Origin of the sequence: Rhodanobacter sp. FDAARGOS 1247 (assembly GCF_016889805.1) — a bacterium.
GTDB lineage: Bacteria > Pseudomonadota > Gammaproteobacteria > Xanthomonadales > Rhodanobacteraceae > Rhodanobacter.
In genome coordinates, this window is record NZ_CP069535.1 from 1191000 (window position 1) to 1208786 (window position 17787).

Here is a 17787-nt window from a genome sequence, read left to right on the forward strand (position 1 = left end):
GCCGGGCCGCGCTTTCCGATCCACTTCCGGATGGAATCAGAACTGGCTGCCGAAGGTGAACTGGATGCGTTCCTCGTAATGGCGATCGGCGTCCTTGGAGCGGAACGGCACGGCCAGGCTGATGATCAGCGGGCCGATCGGCGCCTGCCACTGCAGCGAGAGACCGGTTGATGCGCGCAGTTCGGAGGCATCGAAGCTCTTGTAGTCCTTGTACACGTTGCCGACGTCCATGAACCAGGACACGCGGGCGGTGTTGACGTCCTTCAGGAACGGCAACGGCAGGAAGACCTGGGCCGTGCCCAGGACCTTGAACGCGCCGCCGATCGGCTGGGAGTAGTAGGCGCCGTTGTTGCACATGCCCTTGGCATCAGGCGTGCTGCCATCGATGCACACGCGCGGACCCAGGGTGTTGTCCTGGAAGCCGCGCACGTCGCGCACGCCGCCGGCGTAGTAGTTCTGCCAGAACGGCAGGTCCTGGCGCATGTCGGTGATGATGTGGCCCTGGTTGACATTGTCGGCCTTGCTGGCCGCGGCCAGCGCATCGTAGGCATCGTCGCTGAGGCCGTTCTTGCCATAGGTCTTGCCGTAGCCGACCTGGCCATCCAGATACAGCACGAAGCCCTTGCCGATCGGCCAGTAGTGGTTGAGTTCGGTGTTGAGTTTCCAGTACTGCACGGTCGAGCCGGGCAGGGCGACGTCGGTCGAGGCCGAGATCAGGCCGCCGCGGGTCGGCGCCCAGTAGCCGTTGCGGGTGTCGTGGTTCCAGCCCAGCGTGCCGGTCCAGGTGTGGATCGTCTTGTTGCCGATCTCGTTCTGGTAGTCGATCAGCACCAGCGGACTGTAGCCCGGGTACAGGTTGACCTTGTTGCTGCTGATGCCCAGGCCCACGCGCAAGCCGTCGGTTTCGCTGATCGGAATGCCGAGATAGGAGGAGAAACTTGTCGTGCTTGTCGCGTAGTTGGCGAAGTCGGTGTTGCCGTAGTCGGTCTTCGAGTACGAGGCGCTGTAGCCGATGCCGATGCCGCTGTCGGTGAGGTAGGGGTTGTAGTAATTCAGTCCAAGGCGGGTGTAGTACGTGCTGCGCTCGCCGCTGATCGAGAAGCTGTCGCCGGTGCCGAACAGGTTGTTCTGCGACACCGAGGCATTCAGGATGATGCCGGAGTACTGCGAGTAGCCGATGCCGAACTGCATGCTGCCGGCCGACTGCTCCTCCACCTTGACGGTGACGTCCACCTTGTCCTGGGTGCCCGGGACGCGCGTCTTGTCGATGTCGACCGTCTTGAAGTAGCCCAGCCGCTGCAGGCGGACCTTGGAACGGTCGATGGCGGCCTGCGAATACCAGGAACCCTCCAGCTGGCGCAGCTCGCGGCGCAGCACGCCGTCCTCGGTGCGCGTATTGCCCTGGAAGATCACCCGGCGCACGTAGACGCGCTGGCCGGGCTCGATGTACATGGTCAGGTCGACCGTGCGCTTTTCCTTGTCCAGCTTGGGAATCGGCGTGACCTTGGCATAGGCATAGCCGATGTTGGCCAGTACCGCCTTGATCGCCTTGCTGCTGGCTTCGATCGCGGCACGATTGAAGGTAGCGCCCGCCTTGGTGAAGACGAGTGAGCGCATGGTCTTTTCAGGCAGGATCAGGTCGCCCAGCAACTTCACGTCGCTGACCGTATAGACCTCGCCTTCCTTGATGCTGGCGTCGATGTACATCGAACGCTTATCCGGTGCGATCGCTACCTGGGTGGAGTCGATGCCGAAGTCGGCGTAGCCGCGATCCATGTAGTAGGACTGCAGCTTCTCGAGGTCGCCGGACAGCTTTTCGCGCGAATACTGGTCATCCTTCGAATACCAGGACATCCAGCTGCTGGTGTCCGATTCGAAACCCTCGCGGATGTCCTTGTCGCTGAAGGCATGGTTGCCGAGGATGTTCAATTCCTTGATCTTGGCGGCCTTGCCTTCGCGGATCTCGATCTCGATGGCGACGCGGTTGCGATCCAGCCGGGTCACGTGGGGTTCGACCGAAACGTTGTACTTGCCACGGTTGTAATACTGCCGGATCAGTTCCTGCTGCACGTTGTCCAGCGCCAGCCGGTCGAAGGTCTCGCCCTCGGTGAGGCCGATCTCCTTCAGGCCCTTCTTGAGGTCGTCGGTCTTGATGTCCTTGTTGCCGCGCAGGGTCAGCTTGGCAATCGAGGGGCGCTCGACCACCTTGATCACCAGGATGCTGCCTTCGCGATCCATCTCGACGTCGCTGAAGAACTTGGTCTGGTACAGCGCGCGGATGGCGCGCTGCGCCCCGTCGTTGGTCAGCTGGTCGCCCTTGTTGATCGGCAGATAGTTGTAGACGGTACCGGCGGAAATCCGGCTGAGGCCGTCAATGCGGATGTCCGACACCACGAAGGGATCGAACGCGAACGCATTGGCGGAGAGGGAGGCAAGCAGGATCAGCGCGGCGATACGCTTCATCGTCGATTCCGTTGGGTTATTTCGATGAAGCGGCCAGCGCGGCCGCCCCGATCAAGAGCAAGGGGCAGGGACGAACCCCTTCCCGAAAAAGAAACGCACCCTGCCGAGACAGGGAGCGACCTGAAACACCGCTGCAGCTTGCCGCGGCTGGCGCAGTCAGGCCTGTCATCGTGATCCCGTTGTCGCCGTGCGTCGGCATCACGACGGCAGCATGCGATGGATGTCGTTGTAGAAAGCCAGCCCCATCAGGGTAAACAGCAAGGCGATGCCGATGTACTGGCCGACCACCATCGTCTGTTCGCTGACCGGACTGCCCTTGACCAACTCCACAAGATAATACAGCAGGTGCCCGCCATCCAGGACCGGGATCGGCAGCAGGTTGAGGATCGCCAGGCTCAGCGAAACCAGCGCCAGGAAGTTGAGGAACCAGGGCAGGCCCATGCTGGCCGACTGGTTGGCCACCGAGGCGATGCCGATCACGCCGGACAGGTTGTTGGTCGAAGCCTGGCCGCTGATCATCTTGCCGATCAGGTTGAAGGTCTGCGCGGTATTGCGCCAGGTGGCGTCGAGCGAGGCGGAAAACGCCCTGATCGGCCCGTAACGCAAGGTGACCTGTTCGGGGCCGGGGCCATTGACGCCGATGATCCAGCTGACCGGCTGGCCTTCGATGGATTCGTGCCGCGCGTCGACCGCCAGCACGAGTGGCTTGCCGCCCCGTTCGATCGCCAGTTTCAGGTGCGGCGATTTTGCGGCCTCGAGTGGCACCAGTTTCTGGAACGCGGCGTAGTCGCTCACCGGCTGGCCGTTGATCGAGACGATCCGGTCGCCGCCCTGCATGCCGCCAAGTGCCGCCGGCATGCCGGGCAGCACGCTGGCGGCGATCGCCGGGGACGAGGCCAGCTTCAGCCCCAGTTGATCCAGATAGCTGGCCACGCCTTCGCCGGCGGGCAGTTCGTCCAGCGGCAACACCAGTTCGCGCTGGCGACCATCGGTGCCCCGAACGGTCAGCGGCAGCGGCGAACGCCCGAGCAGGGCGTTGACCACGCCGTCCATCGCATCGGTATAGGTGCCTACCTCTTCGCCATCGACGCGGAGGATGCGGTCACCAGGCTGGATGCCGGCCCTGGCGGCGATGCTCTGCGGCGTGGCGGTGACCAGCGGGGCGGCATCGGGCCGGCCCAGCATGAACATCAGCCAGAACGCGGCGACGGTGAAGATCAGGTTGAAGCCCGGGCCGGCGGCGACGATGGCGATGCGCTTCCACACCGACTTGCCGGTGAATTCCTGCGACTGCAACGCGGGGTCGACCTCGCCCTCGCGGGCGTCCAGCATCTTGACGTAACCGCCCAGCGGAATCGCGGCGATCTGGTATTCGGTGCCGTCGCGGCCGATGCGTTTCCAGATCGCGTTGCCGAAACCGACCGAGAAGCGCAGCACCTTGACCCCACAGCGGCGCGCGACCCAGTAATGGCCAAACTCATGGAAGGTCACCAGCACGCCGAGCGTGACCAGCAACCAGAACACCGAGCCGAAGAAGGAAGTCATCAAGTACCGGGGCAGAAAGTCATCGGAGCAAGAATATCAGCAAGCATTGCGCAGGACGCGCCGGGCGGCCTCCCGCGCCATGCGGTCGCGTTCACAAAGCGTTCCAACATCGACCACGGCTTGCGCCGGCAGTTCCGCAAGTACCGACTCGACCACGTCGGCGATCGACAGGAAGGGCAGTGCGCCGCCGAGGAAGGCTTCCACGGCGACCTCGTTGGCCGCGTTCAGCACGGCGGGGGCGTCGCCGCCGGCACGCAAGGCCTGGAAGGCCAGCGCCAGGCAGCGGAAGGTGACCAGGTCCGGCGGCTCGAACTGCAGCGGGGCGCACCGGGCCAGGTCCAGCGAAGGCACGCCGGACTCGATCCGTTCCGGCCAGGCCAGGGCATGGGCGATCGCGGTGCGCATGTCCGGGTTGCCCAGCTGGGCCAGCACCGAGCCGTCGACGTACTCGACCATCGAGTGGATCAGGCTCTGCGGGTGCACCACCACGTCGATGACCTCGGCCGGCGCGGCGAACAGGTGGTGGGCCTCGATGACTTCCAGGCCCTTGTTCATCAGGGTGGCCGAGTCGACCGAGATCTTGCGCCCCATCACCCAGTTCGGGTGCTTGCAGGCCTGGTCCGGCGTGATGCCGGCCAGTTCGGCCCGCGTGCGGCCGCGGAACGGGCCACCCGAGGCAGTCAGGACCAGCCGGCGCACGCCACTTCGAGCCAGCTCGGGTCGGCCGCCGGGCAGGCACTGGAAGATCGCGTTGTGTTCGGAATCGACGGGAATCAGCGCGCCCTTGCCGGTGGCGACGGCCTCCAGCAGCAGCGGGCCGGCCATCACGATGGATTCCTTGTTGGCCAGCAGCAGGCGCTTGCCCGTGCGCGCGGCGGCCAGCGTGGACTCCAGTCCCGCGGCGCCCACGATGGCGGCCACCACGGTGTCGCACAGCTGGCCGGAAGCGGCCGTGGTCAGCGCGGCATGGCCGCTGGCCACCTCGCAACGCACCCCCGCGGCGCCCAGGCGACGGGCCAGTTCGCCTTCCAGCGCAGGATCGGCGATCACCGCCAGTTCGGGCCGGTGTTTCACGCACAAGTCGACCAGGGCCTCGACCTGGCGGTGCGCCGTCAGCACCGTGGCACGAAAGCGCCCGGGGTGACGCGCGATCACGTCGAGCGTGCTGCCACCGATCGAGCCGGTGGCGCCGAGTACGGCAATGTCCTGCATGTCAGATGTCCAGCAACAGCAGGCCGGCGGCGAACACCGGCAGCGCGGCGAATACGCTGTCCAGTCGATCCATCAGGCCGCCGTGGCCGGGAAAGATGCTGCCCGAATCCTTTACCTGGGCGTGCCGCTTCATCAGGCTTTCCAGCAGGTCGCCCACGATCGATATCGCCACCGTGGCAGCGGCCAGCACCGCCAGCGCAAGCAGCGAGCTCCCGCGCACGCCGAGCAGCCAGCCACCCACATCGGCGACCAGCACGCCGGCGACCATCGCGCCGTATGCACCGGCCCAGGTCTTGCCGGGACTGATCTGCGGCGCCAGCTTGCGCTTGCCGAAGGTGCGGCCGCTGAAATACGCGCCGATGTCCGAGGCCCACACGATCACCAGGGCCAGCAGGGTCCACCAGTGACCGTGCGGCAGGCGGCCGTGGATGCTGGTGAGTGCGACCCAGGTGGGGAAGATCACGAAGACGCCGGCGATCAGCTTCAAGGTCAGGTTCTCGCGCGTGGGCGCGGCGCCGAACGTGAAATGGCGCAGCCACAGGCAGGCCACCACCCACCAGGCCACGCCGACGGCGAGCAGCCACGGTGTCCATGCGCTGCCCCGGGCAAGCCAGAGCAGGATGAAGACGCCGGCAGCCGCGAGCAGCAGCACGATCCGCGCCGAACGGTTCTTCAGTCCGCTCAGCTGGGCCCATTCCCACCAGGCGGCGAGGAAGGCCAGCGCGACGATCGCACCGAAGATGCCGGTGGACGGCAGCAGGATGATCAGGATCGCCAGCGGCGCGAGCACCAGGGCGGTGAGAATGCGCTGAAGCAGCATGGGAATCCTCTAGGAAACTGGGGTGACCTGCTCGCCGGTACGGCCAAAACGGCGCTCCCGGCGGGCATAGTCTTCGATGGCCCGGCGCAGGCAAGCCTGGTCGAAATCGGGCCACAAGGTATCGGTAAAGTACAGCTCGGCGTACGCGACCTGCCACAACAGGAAGTTGCTGATGCGGCATTCGCCGCCGGTGCGGATGAACAGGTCCAGCGGCGGCAGTTCGGCCAGGCTCATCCACCGGCCAAGTCGGGCCTCATCGATGTCGTCCGCGCGCAATTCGCCGCGAGCCACCGCGGCGGCGGCTTGGCGGCTGGCCTGCACGATGTCCCAGCGGCCGCCGTAGCTCACCGCGATGTTCACCTGCAGCCGGTCGTTGCCGGCGGTGCGCGCCATCGCCGCCTGCATCCGCTCGCGCAGGTTCGCCTCGAAGGCGTCGAGATTGCCGATGAAGCGCAGCCGCACGCCGTGGCCGTGCAGTTCGTCCACTTCCTTGTCCAGTGCCCGCACGAACAGCCCCATCAGCGCGCCCACTTCTTCCTGCGGGCGTTGCCAGTTTTCGCTGGAGAACGCGAACAGGGTCAGCGCCTTCACGCCTTCGCGCAGGCAGGCCTCGATCACTTCGCGCACGGCCTTGCGGCCGGCGTTGTGGCCGAAGCTGCGGGGGCGATGCCGTGCTTTCGCCCAGCGCCCGTTGCCATCCATCACGATGGCGATGTGGCGCGGCACCTGGGCGACGTCGGCGCCGGGCATGATGGGGGCGATGACGCTCAGAGCGCCATCAGCTCCTCTTCCTTGGCCTTGACCACGACATCGACGTCCTTCACCGCGCGATCGGTGAGCTTCTGGATCTCGTCGTCGACACGGCGGTCCTCGTCCTCGGTGATCAGCTTTTCCTTGAGCAGGTCCTTGACCTGCTGCAGGGCGTCGCGGCGGACGTTGCGGATCGCGATCTTGGCGTTCTCGCCTTCGTGGCCAACCAGCTTGGCCAGCTCGCGGCGGCGCTCCTCGGTCAGCGCGGGCATGTTGAGGCGGATCACGGTGCCGGCGGTGGTCGGCGTGATGCCCAGGTCCGAAGCCATCAGGGCCTTCTCGATCGGCGCCACCATGTTCTTTTCCCATGGCGTGATCAGGATGGTGCGCGCATCGGACAGCGACACCGAGGCGACCTGCGCCAGCGGCATGTCCGAGCCGTAATAGGACACCTTGATGCCGTCCACCAGCGAGGTGCTGGCGCGGCCGGTGCGGATGCGGGTGAGGTCGTGCCTGAGCGAGTCGATGCTCTTGCCCATGCGGGTCTGCGCATCGTTCTTGATGTCATTGAGCATGTCGTGCTTCCCGGTGAATCGTGCAACGCGTGATTATAGCAGTGGCCGCCGTGGCGGCTTGTTGCGGCGCGGTCAGCCGCCGTCGACCAGGGTGCCGATCGACTCGCCGCGCATGATCCGCATCAGGTTGCCGGCCACGGTCATGTCGTAGATGCGCAGCGGCATCTGCTGGTCGCGGCACAGGGCGATCGCGGCGGTGTCCATCACCGCCAGCTTGCGCTCGATCACGTCGTCGTAGCCGAGCCGGTCATAACGGGTCGCGTCGGCATGCTTGGCCGGGTCGGCGGTGTACACGCCATCGACCTTGGTCGCCTTCAGCAGCAGGTCCGCGCCGATCTCCACCGCGCGCAGGGCGGCCGCGGAATCGGTGGTGAAGAACGGATTGCCGGTGCCGGCGGCGAACAGCACGATGCGGCCCTTCTCGATGTGGCGAATGGCGCGGCGGCGGATGTAATCCTCGGCCACGTCGTGGATCTGGATCGCGCTGGTGACTCGCGCGTAGCCGCCGCGCTTCTCGATCGCGTCCTGCATCGCCAGCGCGTTCATCACGGTGGCCAGCATGCCCATGTGGTCGCCGGTGACCCGGTCCATGCCGGCGGCGGCGAGGCCGGCGCCGCGGAAGATGTTGCCGCCGCCGATCACGATGCCGATCTGCACGCCGGTCTTCTGCACCTCGATGATTTCATCGGCCAGCCGGCCGATCACCTTGGGATCGATGCCGTAGTCGGCATCGCCCATCAGGGCTTCACCGGAGAGCTTGAGCAGGATGCGGCGGTACTTGGGCTGGTCGCTCATGGGGGCTCCGGATTGTGTGGGGTAAACCGGCTTATTGTAGCGGCAGCGGCCCGTGGTCGGGGCGTTCGCCGTGGCCATCCGCGAAATTTTCCGCGAATCGGGAAGCGGGGCCATGGTTTCAGGCGCCAGGGAATGAAAAAGGCCGCGATTGCTCGCGGCCTTTTCGTTGTGCAACGACTTGCCGGGGGTTCAGCCCTGCATCGCCTTGGCCACTTCGGCCAGATAGTCTTCCTGCACCTTCTCGATGCCTTCGCCAACCGCCAGGCGAGCCACCGAGATGACGTCGGCGCCTTCCTTCTTCAGCGCGTCGGCCACGGTGACGTTGGTGTCCAGCACATAAGGCTGGCCCAGCAGGGTCACTTCGGAGACGATCTTCTGCACCTTGCCGGAGATGATCTTCTCGAGGATGTCGGCCGGCTTGGCCTTTTCCTTGTCGGACATCAGGCTCAGCGCGATCTCCTTTTCCTTGGCCAGGAATTCGGCCGGGACGTCCTCGGCGCGGATGTGCGCCGGGTTCATCGCCGCCACGTGCATGGCGATGCCCTTGGCCAGCTCTTCGGAGCCACCCTTGAGCGCCACCAGCACGCCGATGCGGCCGCCGTGGGTGTAGCTGCCGATCACGCCGTCATTCTTGACGACCGCCATGCGGCGCACGTCGATCTTTTCGCCGATGGTGGCGATCAGGCTCTTGGCGGCTTCCTCGACATTGCTGGCGCCCGGGTAGGCGGCGGCCTTCAGTGCGTCGATGTCGGCGGCGCCGGAGTTCAGCGCGACGTCGGCGACGGTGTCGCTGAACTTCAGGAAGCTCGCGTCCTTGCCCACGAAATCGGTTTCGCAGTTGATCTCGACCAGCACGGCCTTGCCGGCGCTCTGGGCGGCCACGATGCGACCTTCGGCAGCGATGCGGCTGGCCTTCTTGTCAGCCTTGGCCAGGCCGGACTTGCGCAGCCATTCCATCGCGGTTTCGATGTCGGCGTTGTTCTCGACCAGGGCCTTCTTGCATTCCATCATGCCGGCGCCGGACCGCTCGCGCAGCTCCTTGACCAGTTGTGCGGAAATATTGCTCATCGTCAATCCTCTAATGCTTGGATGGCGCGGTGGCGAACGGACGCCAACGCGCGGTGATCTCGGGCAGGGCCTGACGGCGGCCGGTGACCGCCGTCGGCGCGCTTACCTGGCGTCGTTGCGCGAACCACGACCGCCGTCACGGCCACCATCACGACCGCCTTCGCGGCGCGGGGCGGACTTGCGCGGGGCAGCCTCGCGGCGCGGACGATCGACCTTGGCGACCGGGTTGCCTTCCTCGTCCAGCTCGACGAAGTCGTTGCCGTCGCCCTGGGCGGCGGCCGGCGCGGCGGCCTTGCCTTCCAGGATCGAGTCGGCAGCGGCGCGGGCGTACAGCTGGATCGCACGGATCGCGTCGTCGTTGCCCGGGATGGCGTAGTCGACCAGTTCCGGGTTGTAGTTGGTGTCGACCACGGCGATCACCGGGATGCCCAGCTTCTTGGCTTCCTGCACGGCGATGTCTTCGTGGCCGATGTCGATCACGAACAGCGCGTCGGGCAGGCGGTTCATGTCCTTGATGCCGCCCAGCGAGGCCTGCAGCTTGTCGCGCTCACGGCGACGGGCCAGCACTTCGTGCTTGACCAGCTTGTCGAACGAACCGTCGGTCTCGGCCGCTTCCAGTTCCTTCAGGCGCGAAACGGACTGCTTCACGGTGCGGAAGTTGGTCAGCATGCCGCCGAGCCAGCGCGAGGTGACGAACGGCATGCCGGCGCGTGCGGCCTCTTCGGCGAGCGGTTCACGGGCCGAACGCTTGGTGCCGACGAACAGGATGGTGCCGCGCTTCTGCGCCAGGCCCGACAGGAAATTCATCGCGTCGGTGAACAGCGGCAGGGTCTTTTCGAGATTGATGATGTGGATCTTGCCGCGGGCGCCGAAGATGTACGGGGCCATCTTGGGGTTCCAGTAACGGGTCTGGTGACCGAAATGGACGCCGGCTTCCAGCATCTGACGCATGGTGACTTGTGCCATGGGGTGTCGCTCCGATTGTCGGTTCCCTCGAGAAGGAACCTGGGGGTTGGGACCTCCACGCATCCCCGGCTTCGACCGCGACTTGCCCGATTTTGTGGGTGGGCATGGCGCGGCACCCCGAAGGCGGTGCCGATGCGTGTGTGGCGTTGGTTTGGGAGTTGTCCCGCGGAGGGTTACAATTCCCGTTCGCTTTGCGCTGGCTGCTCCAGATATCGAGCTGCAGGGCCTGCAAAACTCCGAAATTGTAGCCGGTACGCCGGCGGTGCGGCAAGTCGCTGGATTTATTTGGCTTTTGCCGCCACATGAGTGGAACCGATGGCCATTACCCTGAAATCCCCCGAAGACCTCGAAGGCATGCGTGTTGCCGGCCGGCTGGCTGCCGAAGTGCTGGCCATGCTCAAGGACCACGTCAAGCCCGGCGTCACCACCGAGGAGCTCGACCGGCTCGCCTACGAGCACATCGTCAACGTGCAGAAGGCGATCCCCGCCAACGTCGGCTACCACGGATTTCCCAAGACCCTGTGCACCTCGGTCAACCATGTGATCTGCCATGGCATCCCGAACGAGGGCAAGGTGCTCAAGGACGGCGACATCGTCAACCTCGACGTCACCGTGATCAAGGATGGCTGGCACGGCGACACCAGCCGCATGTATGTCGCCGGCACGCCGTCGGTGCTGGCCAAGCGGTTGATGGACACCACCTTCGAGGCGATGATGCGCGGCATCCAGGCCGTGCGCCCCGGCGCGACGCTGGGCGACGTCGGCCATGCGATCCAGCAGCACGCCGAGGCGGCCGGCTTCTCGGTGGTGCGCGAGTATTGCGGTCACGGCATCGGCAAGGTCTATCACGACGAGCCGCAGGTTTTGCACTACGGCAAGCCCGGCACCGGGATCGAGCTGAAGAAGGGCATGACGTTCACCGTCGAGCCGATGGTCAACGCCGGCAAGCCGCAGACGCGGCAATTGCCGGACGGCTGGACCGTGGTGACCCGCGATCACTCGCTGTCGGCGCAGTGGGAACACACCATCGCGGTGACCGACGACGGCTTCGAGATCCTCACCGCCTGGCCGGATGCCTGAGAAGCCGGGATGCGGGATACGGAGCGGGCCGTCGCGGCATGGCAGACTGCCCCTCTCACTCCTTGCCATTTGCTTCCGGCTCCAATGAATCCAACGCTTCCCCCGTTGCCGCGCCTGCCCGTGGCCGTGCCGCGCTCCGGCGTTTCGGCCGAGGCGCGGCGGGCGTTGCGGCAACTGCTGGGCGACGTCGACCGGGCGCTGGCCACGGCGTTTCGCGACGGCGCCGACGCCAGTGCGCTGGCGCGCCGTCGCGGCGAATCGGTGGCGCGGGTCGTGGCGCACGTGTGGATGGCCTGCCTGGGTGAGGTCGGCGGCACCGCGTTGTTCGCGGTCGGCGGCTTCGGCCGCGGCCTGTTGTTTCCCTGCTCCGACGTGGATCTGCTGGCCCTGACCGGGGCGTCGGAGCCGGCGCGCCTGCGTGCCCTCGAACAGTGCTTCGCCACCTTGTGGGACATCGGCCTCAAGGTCGGCCATGCGGTGCGTGATCCGGCCCAGTGCCGCGCACTCGCCGCCCGGGACGCCAGCGTGTTCACCAGCCTGCTGGATGCGCGTCGGCTGGCGGGCGATCCGGAAATGGAAGGTGTGCTGCGCGCGATCGTCGACGATCCGGCGCTGTGGCCGCCACGCGAGTACCTGGCCGCGCGGCTGGCCGAACGCAATGCGCGCCACGCCCGTTACGACGACACCGCCTACAACCTCGAGCCGAATCTGAAGGATGGCCCGGGTGGCCTGCGCACGCTCGACTCGCTGCGCTGGATGGGCCTGCGGCTGGCGCACGCCAACGATCTTGCCGACATGGTCACCGAAGGCCTGCTCGACCCGGCGGAGCAGTCGGTGCTGGAGGAGTCCGAGGCGACCCTGCGCCGCTATCGCTATGCGCTGCATCTGGAGGCCGGACGCGCCGAGGAGCGGCTGCTGTTCGACTACCAGCGGGCACTGGCCGAGCGCCTGGGCTTCGAGGACGAGCACGCCAAGAACCTGGGCGTCGAGCAATTCATGCAGGGCTACTACCGCGCCGCCAGCCAGGTGGAGCGGCTGGGCGTGCAGGTGGCCGAACGGTTCGAGGAAATGCTGGAATCGCCCGGCGAGGCCTTGCCGGTGGGGGAGGCGTTCGTGCGTTACGGATCGCGCCTGGCGGCGATCGATCCGCAGCTGTTCATGCGCCGCCCGGCCGCGCTGGTGGAGATCTTCATCGCCCGGCTGGACCAGCCGGGCGTGGTCGGCTTCACCGCCGACTCCATGCGCCGCATCCACCAGGCCACCGCCGTGCATGGCGATGCACTGGCCGATGATCGCGAGGTGCTGGCCGCCTTCCTGCGACTGCTGCGTCGCGGTGCGCCGGCGGTGGAGGCGTTGTGGCGGATGAACCGGCACGGCCTGCTGGCGGCGATCCTGCCCGCGTTCGGCAAGGTGTTCGGGCGCATGCAGTACGACCTGTTCCATGTCTACACGGTCGACGAACACACCTTGCGCGTGCTGCGCAACCTGGCGCGGTTCGCCGACCCCGCGGCGCAACGCGAGTTCGCGCTGGGCTGCGAGATATGGGCCAGCCTGCCCACGCCCGAGGTGCTGCTGCTGGCCGGCCTGTTCCACGACATCGCGAAGGGGCGCGGCGGCGATCACTCGCTGCTGGGCGAGGAGGATGCGCGGACCTTCTGCAGCCGCCTCGGGCTGCCGCCCGCCGATGTGGAGCGCGTCGCCTGGCTGGTGCGCCACCATCTGCTGATGAGCACCACGGCGCAGCGTCAGGACATCACCGACCCGGACGTGGTGCACCGTTTCGCCGAGGTGGTCGACAACCGCGAGCAACTGGGCCAGCTCTACCTGCTCACCGTGGCGGACATCATCGGCACCAGCCCGCGCCTGTGGAACGGCTGGAAGGATCGCCTGCTGGCCGATCTCTACACCGGCACCCGCTATGCGCTGCGCAGCGACGTCGAGCTGCCGCGCGACATCGGCCAGCGCGTGCGCGACTGTTCCGAATACGCACTGGCGCTGCTGCTGGACCAGGGGTTTGCCGAGGCCGACGTGATCCGCGTATGGGCCGACTTCCCCCAACTCAGTTTCCTGCGTCATCGGCCCGAGCAGATCGCGTGGCAGACTGCGGCCATCCTGCAGGCCGATGGAGCGGTGCCGCTGGTGGCGGTGCATCCGCTTTCAGTGCGCGGCAGTACCGAACTGTTCGTCTGCACGCCCGACCGGGATGGCCTGTTCGCCACGGTGACCGCCGTGCTGGATCGCCTGCGTTTCTCGGTGATGGAGGCGCGCATCCTCAGCTCGTCGACCGGCATGGCGCTGGACACCTTCCTGCTGCTCGATGCGGACAGCCAGCAGCCGGTCAGCGCAGCACGTGCCCAGGAATTGCAGCAGCGGCTGCAACGCGCACTGGCGCAGTCGGCGGGCGTGCAACCGAGCAAGCGCGGCATGTCGCGCCATCAGAAACATTTCCAGATGACCCCCAAGATCAGCTTCCACGCCGCCGGCGACCGGACCCAACTGGCGCTGGTCGGCACCGATCGGCCAGGCCTGCTGGCCGCGGTGGCCCAGGTGATGTCGAGCACCGGGGTGCGCGTGCACGACGCCCGCATCGCCACGTTCGGCGAACGCGTCGAGGACTTCTTCCAGCTCACCGACCGGCATGACGCACCGCTCGATGCAGGCATCCAGCAGCGGCTGCTGCAGGCCCTGCTGGAGCGCATGGGTCCCGCATCGGCCTGAGCGGCGGCGCCGCGTTATCATCCCCTTCGCTGCATGCCGCAGCGGCCATCCGTTTCCGTCATGACCTATCTGTTGATCAAGTCGCTGCACCTGTTGTTCGTGATGGCCTGGATGGCCACGGTGTTCTATCTGCCACGGATCCTGGTGAACCTGGCCGAAAGCGCTGGCGAACCCGTGGTGCAGGCGCGATTGCAGCTGATGGGGCGGCGCCTGTACAAATTCGGCCACAACATGTTCGGCCTCGCCTTCGTGTTCGGCCTGACCCTGTGGCAGGGCTGGCGGGTGTTTCCGCAGAGCTTGCCGAACGTCGCCTCGGGCATGCACTGGATCGACGCCAAGCTGACCCTGGTGGCGCTGCTGCTGGCGTATTTCATCTGGGCTGGCCGCATGCTCAAGAACAACGCGAAGGGCGCGGCGCTGCCGTCATCGAAGGCCCTGCGCTGGCTCAATGAACTGCCGGTGCTGCTGCTGCTGGGCGTGATCTGGCTGGTGCTCGCCAAGCCGTTCTGAGCAGGAGTTGAGTGGAGAGGAGTGAGAAGTGAGAGTTGCTTCGATCCGGCTCTTCTCTCACTCCTCACTCCTCTTCACTCACTCCTCGCGCCCTGGTATTCCCGATACCACTCGACGAACTTCGCCACGCCATCCTCGATCGAGGTGCTCGGCGCATAGCCCACGTCGCGGCGCAGCGCCGACACGTCGGCCCAGGTGTCGGGCACGTCGCCGGGCTGCATCGGCAGCAGGCGTTTTTCCACGCTGCGCCCCAGGTTCTGTTCCAGCAGTTCGATGAAGCGCAGCAGCTGCACCGGCTGGTCGTTGCCGATGTTGTAGACGCGATAGGGCGCGTTCGACGTGCCCGGATTCGGCAGCTCGGCGTCGTAGGCGGGGTCGGGCGTGGCCGGCTGATCCAGCGTGCGGATCACGCCTTCGACGATGTCGTCGACATAGGTGAAGTCGCGGCTGTGGTGGCCATGGTTGAACACGTCGATCGGCTCGCCGCGGCTGATCCGGTCGGCGAACAGGATCGGCGACATGTCCGGCCGACCCCACGGGCCATACACGGTGAAGAAGCGCAGGCCGGTGGTCGGGATGCCGTATAGATGGCTATACGTGTGCGCCATCAGCTCGTTCGCCTTCTTGCTGGCGGCATACAGGCTGACCGGGTGGTCGACCGCATCCTCCACCGCGAACGGCAGTTTGCGGTTGGCGCCGTAGACCGAACTGGAGGAGGCGTAGACCAGGTGCTCGACGCCGCCGTGGCGGCAGCCTTCGAGAATGTTGACGAAGCCGGCCAGGTTGCTCTGCACGTACGCGCGCGGGTTGCTGATCGAATAGCGCACGCCGGCCTGGGCGGCCAGGTTCACCACGCGCTGCGGCTTGAAGTCGGCAAACGCCTGATCCACCGCCTCGGCATCGGCCAGGTCGGCGCGCTGGTGGCTGTAGTTGGGGTGGTCGATGAAACGGGCCAGGCGTGCTTCCTTCAGCGCCGGGTCGTAGTAACTGTTGTGGTTGTCGAAGCCGCGGACCACGTCGCCGCGTGCCAGCAGGCGCTGGGCCAGGGCGGCGCCAATGAAGCCGGCGGTGCCGGTAACCAGGATGCGCATGGAAAGTCCTCGCAGGATCGGGCTGCATTCTATCGCGCACCTCGTGCATACCGCCCTGAAAGCGGAGGATTGACAGCCGATTTGGGCTAAACTAGCGTTTCTGCAATCCACAAGATCAAGGTGGCCCGCGTCACGCCGGCCGAGTGTGCGACATGGCAACTACCCGCTGCTCCTGCTGACCCCACCACGCCTTGTGCTTTTTGAAGAAGGGCGGATGCCCTTTTTTGCTTTTCAGAGAACGCTTCCCATGATCGAGATCACGCTACCCGACGGCAGCAAGCGGCCGTTCGACCATCCCGTCACCGTGCAGGACGTGGCCGCCTCGATTGGCGCCGGCCTGGCCAAGGCGACCCTGGCCGGCAAGGTCGACGGCAAGCTGGTCGATGCCAGCTTCCCGATCGAACACGACGCCAGCCTGCAGATCGTCACCGAGAAAAGTCCGGAGGCGCTGGAGATCCTGCGCCACTCCACCGCGCACTTGATGGGGCAGGCGGTGCAGCGGCTGTTCCCGGGCGCGCAGGTCACCATCGGCCCGGTGATCGACAACGGCTTCTACTACGACTTCGCCTATGAGCGCCCGTTCACGCCGGACGATCTGCCGAAGATCGAGGCGGAGATGCACAAGCTCGTCGCCGAGCAGCTGCCGGTCACGCGCAGCGTGAAGTCGCGCGACGAGGCGGTGGCGTTCTTCCGCGGTCTCGGCGAGAACTACAAGGCCGAGATCATCGAAGGCATTCCGGCCGACCAGGACCTGTCGCTGTATTCGCAGGGCGAGTTCACCGACCTGTGCCGCGGCCCGCACGTGCCGAACACCGGCAAGCTGCACTCGTTCAAGCTGATGAAGGTGGCCGGCGCGTACTGGCGTGGCGATTCCAACAACGCGATGCTCAGCCGCATCTACGGCACTGCGTGGCTCAACGACAAGGACCTGAAGGCGTACCTGTTCCAGCTGGAAGAGGCCGAGAAGCGTGACCATCGCAAGATCGGCAAGCAGCTCGACCTGTTCCACCAGCAGGAAGAAAGCCCCGGCATGGTGTTCTGGCACCCGAACGGCTGGGCGATCTGGCAGCAGGTCGAGCAGTACATGCGCGCCGTGTACAGGAAGAGCGGCTACCAGGAAGTGCGTTGCCCGATGGTGCTGGACGTGTCGCTGTGGAAGCGCTCGGGCCATTGGGACAACTACGCCGAGAACATGTTCTTCACCGAGTCGGAGAAGCACACGTTCGCGCTGAAGCCGATGAACTGCCCCGGCCACGTTCAGGTGTACAACACCGGCCTGCACAGCTATCGCGAACTGCCGATCCGTTACGGCGAGTTCGGCGGTTGCCACCGCAACGAGCCGTCCGGCGCGCTGCACGGCATCATGCGCGTGCGCGCGTTCACCCAGGACGACGGCCACATCTTCTGCACGCCCGAGCAGGTCGAGGCGGAGGTCACCGCGTTCCATCTTCAGGCGATGAAGGTGTATGCCGACTTCGGCTTCACCGACCTGGCGATCAAGCTGGCGCTGCGCCCCGAAAAGCGCATCGGCTCGGACGAATTCTGGGATCGCACCGAGGAAATGCTGCGCAATGCGCTGCGTGCCGCCGGCGTGGCGTGGGAGGAACTGCCGGGCGAGGGTGCGTTCTACGCGCCGAAGATCGAGTACCACCTGAAGGACTCGATCGGTCGCGCCTGGCAGGTCGGCACCATGCAGGTCGACTTCATGATGCCCGAGCGCCTGGACGCCGAATACGTCGACGAACACTCGCAGAAGCGGCATCCGGTGATGCTGCACCGGGCCATCGTGGGCTCGATGGAGCGTTTCATCGGCATCCTGATCGAGCACCATGCCGGCCTGCTGCCGGCCTGGCTGGCCCCGGTGCAGGCGGTGGCGTTCAATATCACCGACGCCCAGGCCGAATATGTCCGCGAAGTGACGCAAACCCTTGTCGACAAAGGTTTCCGGGTACAATCGGATTTGCGCAACGAGAAAGTCGGCTATAAAATCCGCGAACATACGATGCAGAAAGTGCCGTACCTGCTCGTGGTCGGTGACCGCGAGAAAGAGACGGGGACGGTTTCTGTGCGTACCCGTTCCGGTGAAGACCTGGGCAGCATGAAGCTGGCCGATTTCATCGAGCGACTGGAGACCGAAACCCGGCGCTGAGCGAAAACGCTCAGCCTGGCGGTCAGTGACATTACTTCTTCTGGA

14 protein-coding genes are annotated in these 17787 nt (G+C 65.9%); 4 read left to right on the forward strand and 10 right to left on the reverse strand.

Annotation, left to right across the window (positions count from 1 at the left end; all coding sequences use genetic code 11):
• Positions 1 to 36 precede the first annotated feature (36 nt).
• From bamA to rpsB, 9 genes are all read right to left on the reverse strand, one after another.
• Positions 37 to 2463, reverse strand: a complete 2427-nt coding sequence (gene bamA, locus I6J77_RS05240; RefSeq protein ID WP_204110817.1) for an outer membrane protein assembly factor BamA — start codon at positions 2461 to 2463, stop codon at positions 37 to 39.
• Positions 2464 to 2661: 198 nt separating this feature from the next.
• Positions 2662 to 4008, reverse strand: coding sequence for an RIP metalloprotease RseP (gene rseP, locus I6J77_RS05245; protein WP_204110818.1), 1347 nt, complete (start codon positions 4006 to 4008; stop codon positions 2662 to 2664).
• 36 nt (positions 4009 to 4044) lie between these two features.
• Complete coding sequence (locus I6J77_RS05250; RefSeq protein WP_204110819.1) at positions 4045 to 5220, reverse strand: 1-deoxy-D-xylulose-5-phosphate reductoisomerase; 1176 nt, start codon at positions 5218 to 5220, stop codon at positions 4045 to 4047.
• Position 5221: 1 nt separating this feature from the next.
• Entirely contained in the window at positions 5222 to 6040 is an 819-nt protein-coding gene (locus I6J77_RS05255) for a phosphatidate cytidylyltransferase (RefSeq protein WP_204110820.1), read from the reverse strand.
• Between the two features lie 9 nt (positions 6041 to 6049).
• On the reverse strand, positions 6050 to 6790 hold the full coding sequence (uppS, locus tag I6J77_RS05260) for a polyprenyl diphosphate synthase (RefSeq protein ID WP_204110821.1): 741 nt from the start codon (positions 6788 to 6790) through the stop codon (positions 6050 to 6052).
• A gap of 17 nt (positions 6791 to 6807) precedes the next feature.
• A complete protein-coding gene (frr, locus tag I6J77_RS05265) occupies positions 6808 to 7365 on the reverse strand; it encodes a ribosome recycling factor (RefSeq protein ID WP_007804466.1) in 558 nt (185 codons plus the stop codon).
• A 72-nt stretch (positions 7366 to 7437) separates the two neighbouring features.
• Positions 7438 to 8160, reverse strand: coding sequence for a UMP kinase (gene pyrH, locus I6J77_RS05270; RefSeq protein ID WP_007804467.1), 723 nt, complete (start codon positions 8158 to 8160; stop codon positions 7438 to 7440).
• A 189-nt stretch (positions 8161 to 8349) separates the two neighbouring features.
• Positions 8350 to 9228 (reverse strand): translation elongation factor Ts, encoded by an 879-nt coding sequence (gene tsf / locus I6J77_RS05275; RefSeq protein ID WP_056717954.1) that lies wholly within the window; start codon positions 9226 to 9228, stop codon positions 8350 to 8352.
• Positions 9229 to 9330: 102 nt separating this feature from the next.
• Entirely contained in the window at positions 9331 to 10194 is an 864-nt protein-coding gene (rpsB, locus tag I6J77_RS05280) for a 30S ribosomal protein S2 (protein ID WP_204110822.1), read from the reverse strand.
• 315 nt (positions 10195 to 10509) lie between these two features.
• Here rpsB and map point away from each other — a divergent pair, with 315 nt between their 5' ends.
• The 3 genes from map to I6J77_RS05295 all read left to right on the forward strand — a co-directional run bounded on the left by map (position 10510) and on the right by I6J77_RS05295 (position 14502).
• A complete protein-coding gene (gene map, locus I6J77_RS05285; protein WP_056764248.1) occupies positions 10510 to 11274 on the forward strand; it encodes a type I methionyl aminopeptidase in 765 nt (254 codons plus the stop codon).
• An 84-nt stretch (positions 11275 to 11358) separates the two neighbouring features.
• Positions 11359 to 13992, forward strand: a complete 2634-nt coding sequence (gene glnD / locus I6J77_RS05290; RefSeq protein WP_204110823.1) for a [protein-PII] uridylyltransferase — start codon at positions 11359 to 11361, stop codon at positions 13990 to 13992.
• 60 nt (positions 13993 to 14052) lie between these two features.
• Entirely contained in the window at positions 14053 to 14502 is a 450-nt protein-coding gene (locus I6J77_RS05295) for a CopD family protein (RefSeq protein WP_204110824.1), read from the forward strand.
• Positions 14503 to 14576: 74 nt separating this feature from the next.
• Here the strand turns inward: I6J77_RS05295 and I6J77_RS05300 are convergent, their stop codons facing one another.
• Entirely contained in the window at positions 14577 to 15593 is a 1017-nt protein-coding gene (locus tag I6J77_RS05300; RefSeq protein ID WP_056764251.1) for an NAD-dependent epimerase, read from the reverse strand.
• Positions 15594 to 15840: 247 nt separating this feature from the next.
• Between I6J77_RS05300 and thrS the strand changes: the two genes are divergently transcribed.
• On the forward strand, positions 15841 to 17742 hold the full coding sequence (thrS, locus tag I6J77_RS05305) for a threonine--tRNA ligase (protein WP_204110825.1): 1902 nt from the start codon (positions 15841 to 15843) through the stop codon (positions 17740 to 17742).
• The last annotated feature ends 45 nt before the right edge of the window (positions 17743 to 17787 follow it).

What these genes read in the sequence shown, in the direction of transcription:
- I6J77_RS05300 (WP_056764251.1), bottom strand. Translation starts at nt 15,593, where the DNA reads ATGCGCATCCTGGTTACCGGCACCGCCGGCTTCATTGGCGCCGCCCTG.
- rseP (WP_204110818.1), bottom strand. Translation starts at nt 4,008, where the DNA reads ATGACTTCCTTCTTCGGCTCGGTGTTCTGGTTGCTGGTCACGCTCGGC.
- pyrH (WP_007804467.1), bottom strand. Translation starts at nt 8,160, where the DNA reads ATGAGCGACCAGCCCAAGTACCGCCGCATCCTGCTCAAGCTCTCCGGT.
- frr (WP_007804466.1), bottom strand. Translation starts at nt 7,365, where the DNA reads ATGCTCAATGACATCAAGAACGATGCGCAGACCCGCATGGGCAAGAGC.
- thrS (WP_204110825.1), top strand. Translation starts at nt 15,841, where the DNA reads ATGATCGAGATCACGCTACCCGACGGCAGCAAGCGGCCGTTCGACCAT.
- I6J77_RS05255 (WP_204110820.1), bottom strand. Translation starts at nt 6,040, where the DNA reads ATGCTGCTTCAGCGCATTCTCACCGCCCTGGTGCTCGCGCCGCTGGCG.
- rpsB (WP_204110822.1), bottom strand. Translation starts at nt 10,194, where the DNA reads ATGGCACAAGTCACCATGCGTCAGATGCTGGAAGCCGGCGTCCATTTC.
- glnD (WP_204110823.1), top strand. Translation starts at nt 11,359, where the DNA reads ATGAATCCAACGCTTCCCCCGTTGCCGCGCCTGCCCGTGGCCGTGCCG.
- I6J77_RS05295 (WP_204110824.1), top strand. Translation starts at nt 14,053, where the DNA reads ATGACCTATCTGTTGATCAAGTCGCTGCACCTGTTGTTCGTGATGGCC.
- map (WP_056764248.1), top strand. Translation starts at nt 10,510, where the DNA reads ATGGCCATTACCCTGAAATCCCCCGAAGACCTCGAAGGCATGCGTGTT.
- bamA (WP_204110817.1), bottom strand. Translation starts at nt 2,463, where the DNA reads ATGAAGCGTATCGCCGCGCTGATCCTGCTTGCCTCCCTCTCCGCCAAT.
- I6J77_RS05250 (WP_204110819.1), bottom strand. Translation starts at nt 5,220, where the DNA reads ATGCAGGACATTGCCGTACTCGGCGCCACCGGCTCGATCGGTGGCAGC.
- uppS (WP_204110821.1), bottom strand. Translation starts at nt 6,790, where the DNA reads ATGCCCGGCGCCGACGTCGCCCAGGTGCCGCGCCACATCGCCATCGTG.
- tsf (WP_056717954.1), bottom strand. Translation starts at nt 9,228, where the DNA reads ATGAGCAATATTTCCGCACAACTGGTCAAGGAGCTGCGCGAGCGGTCC.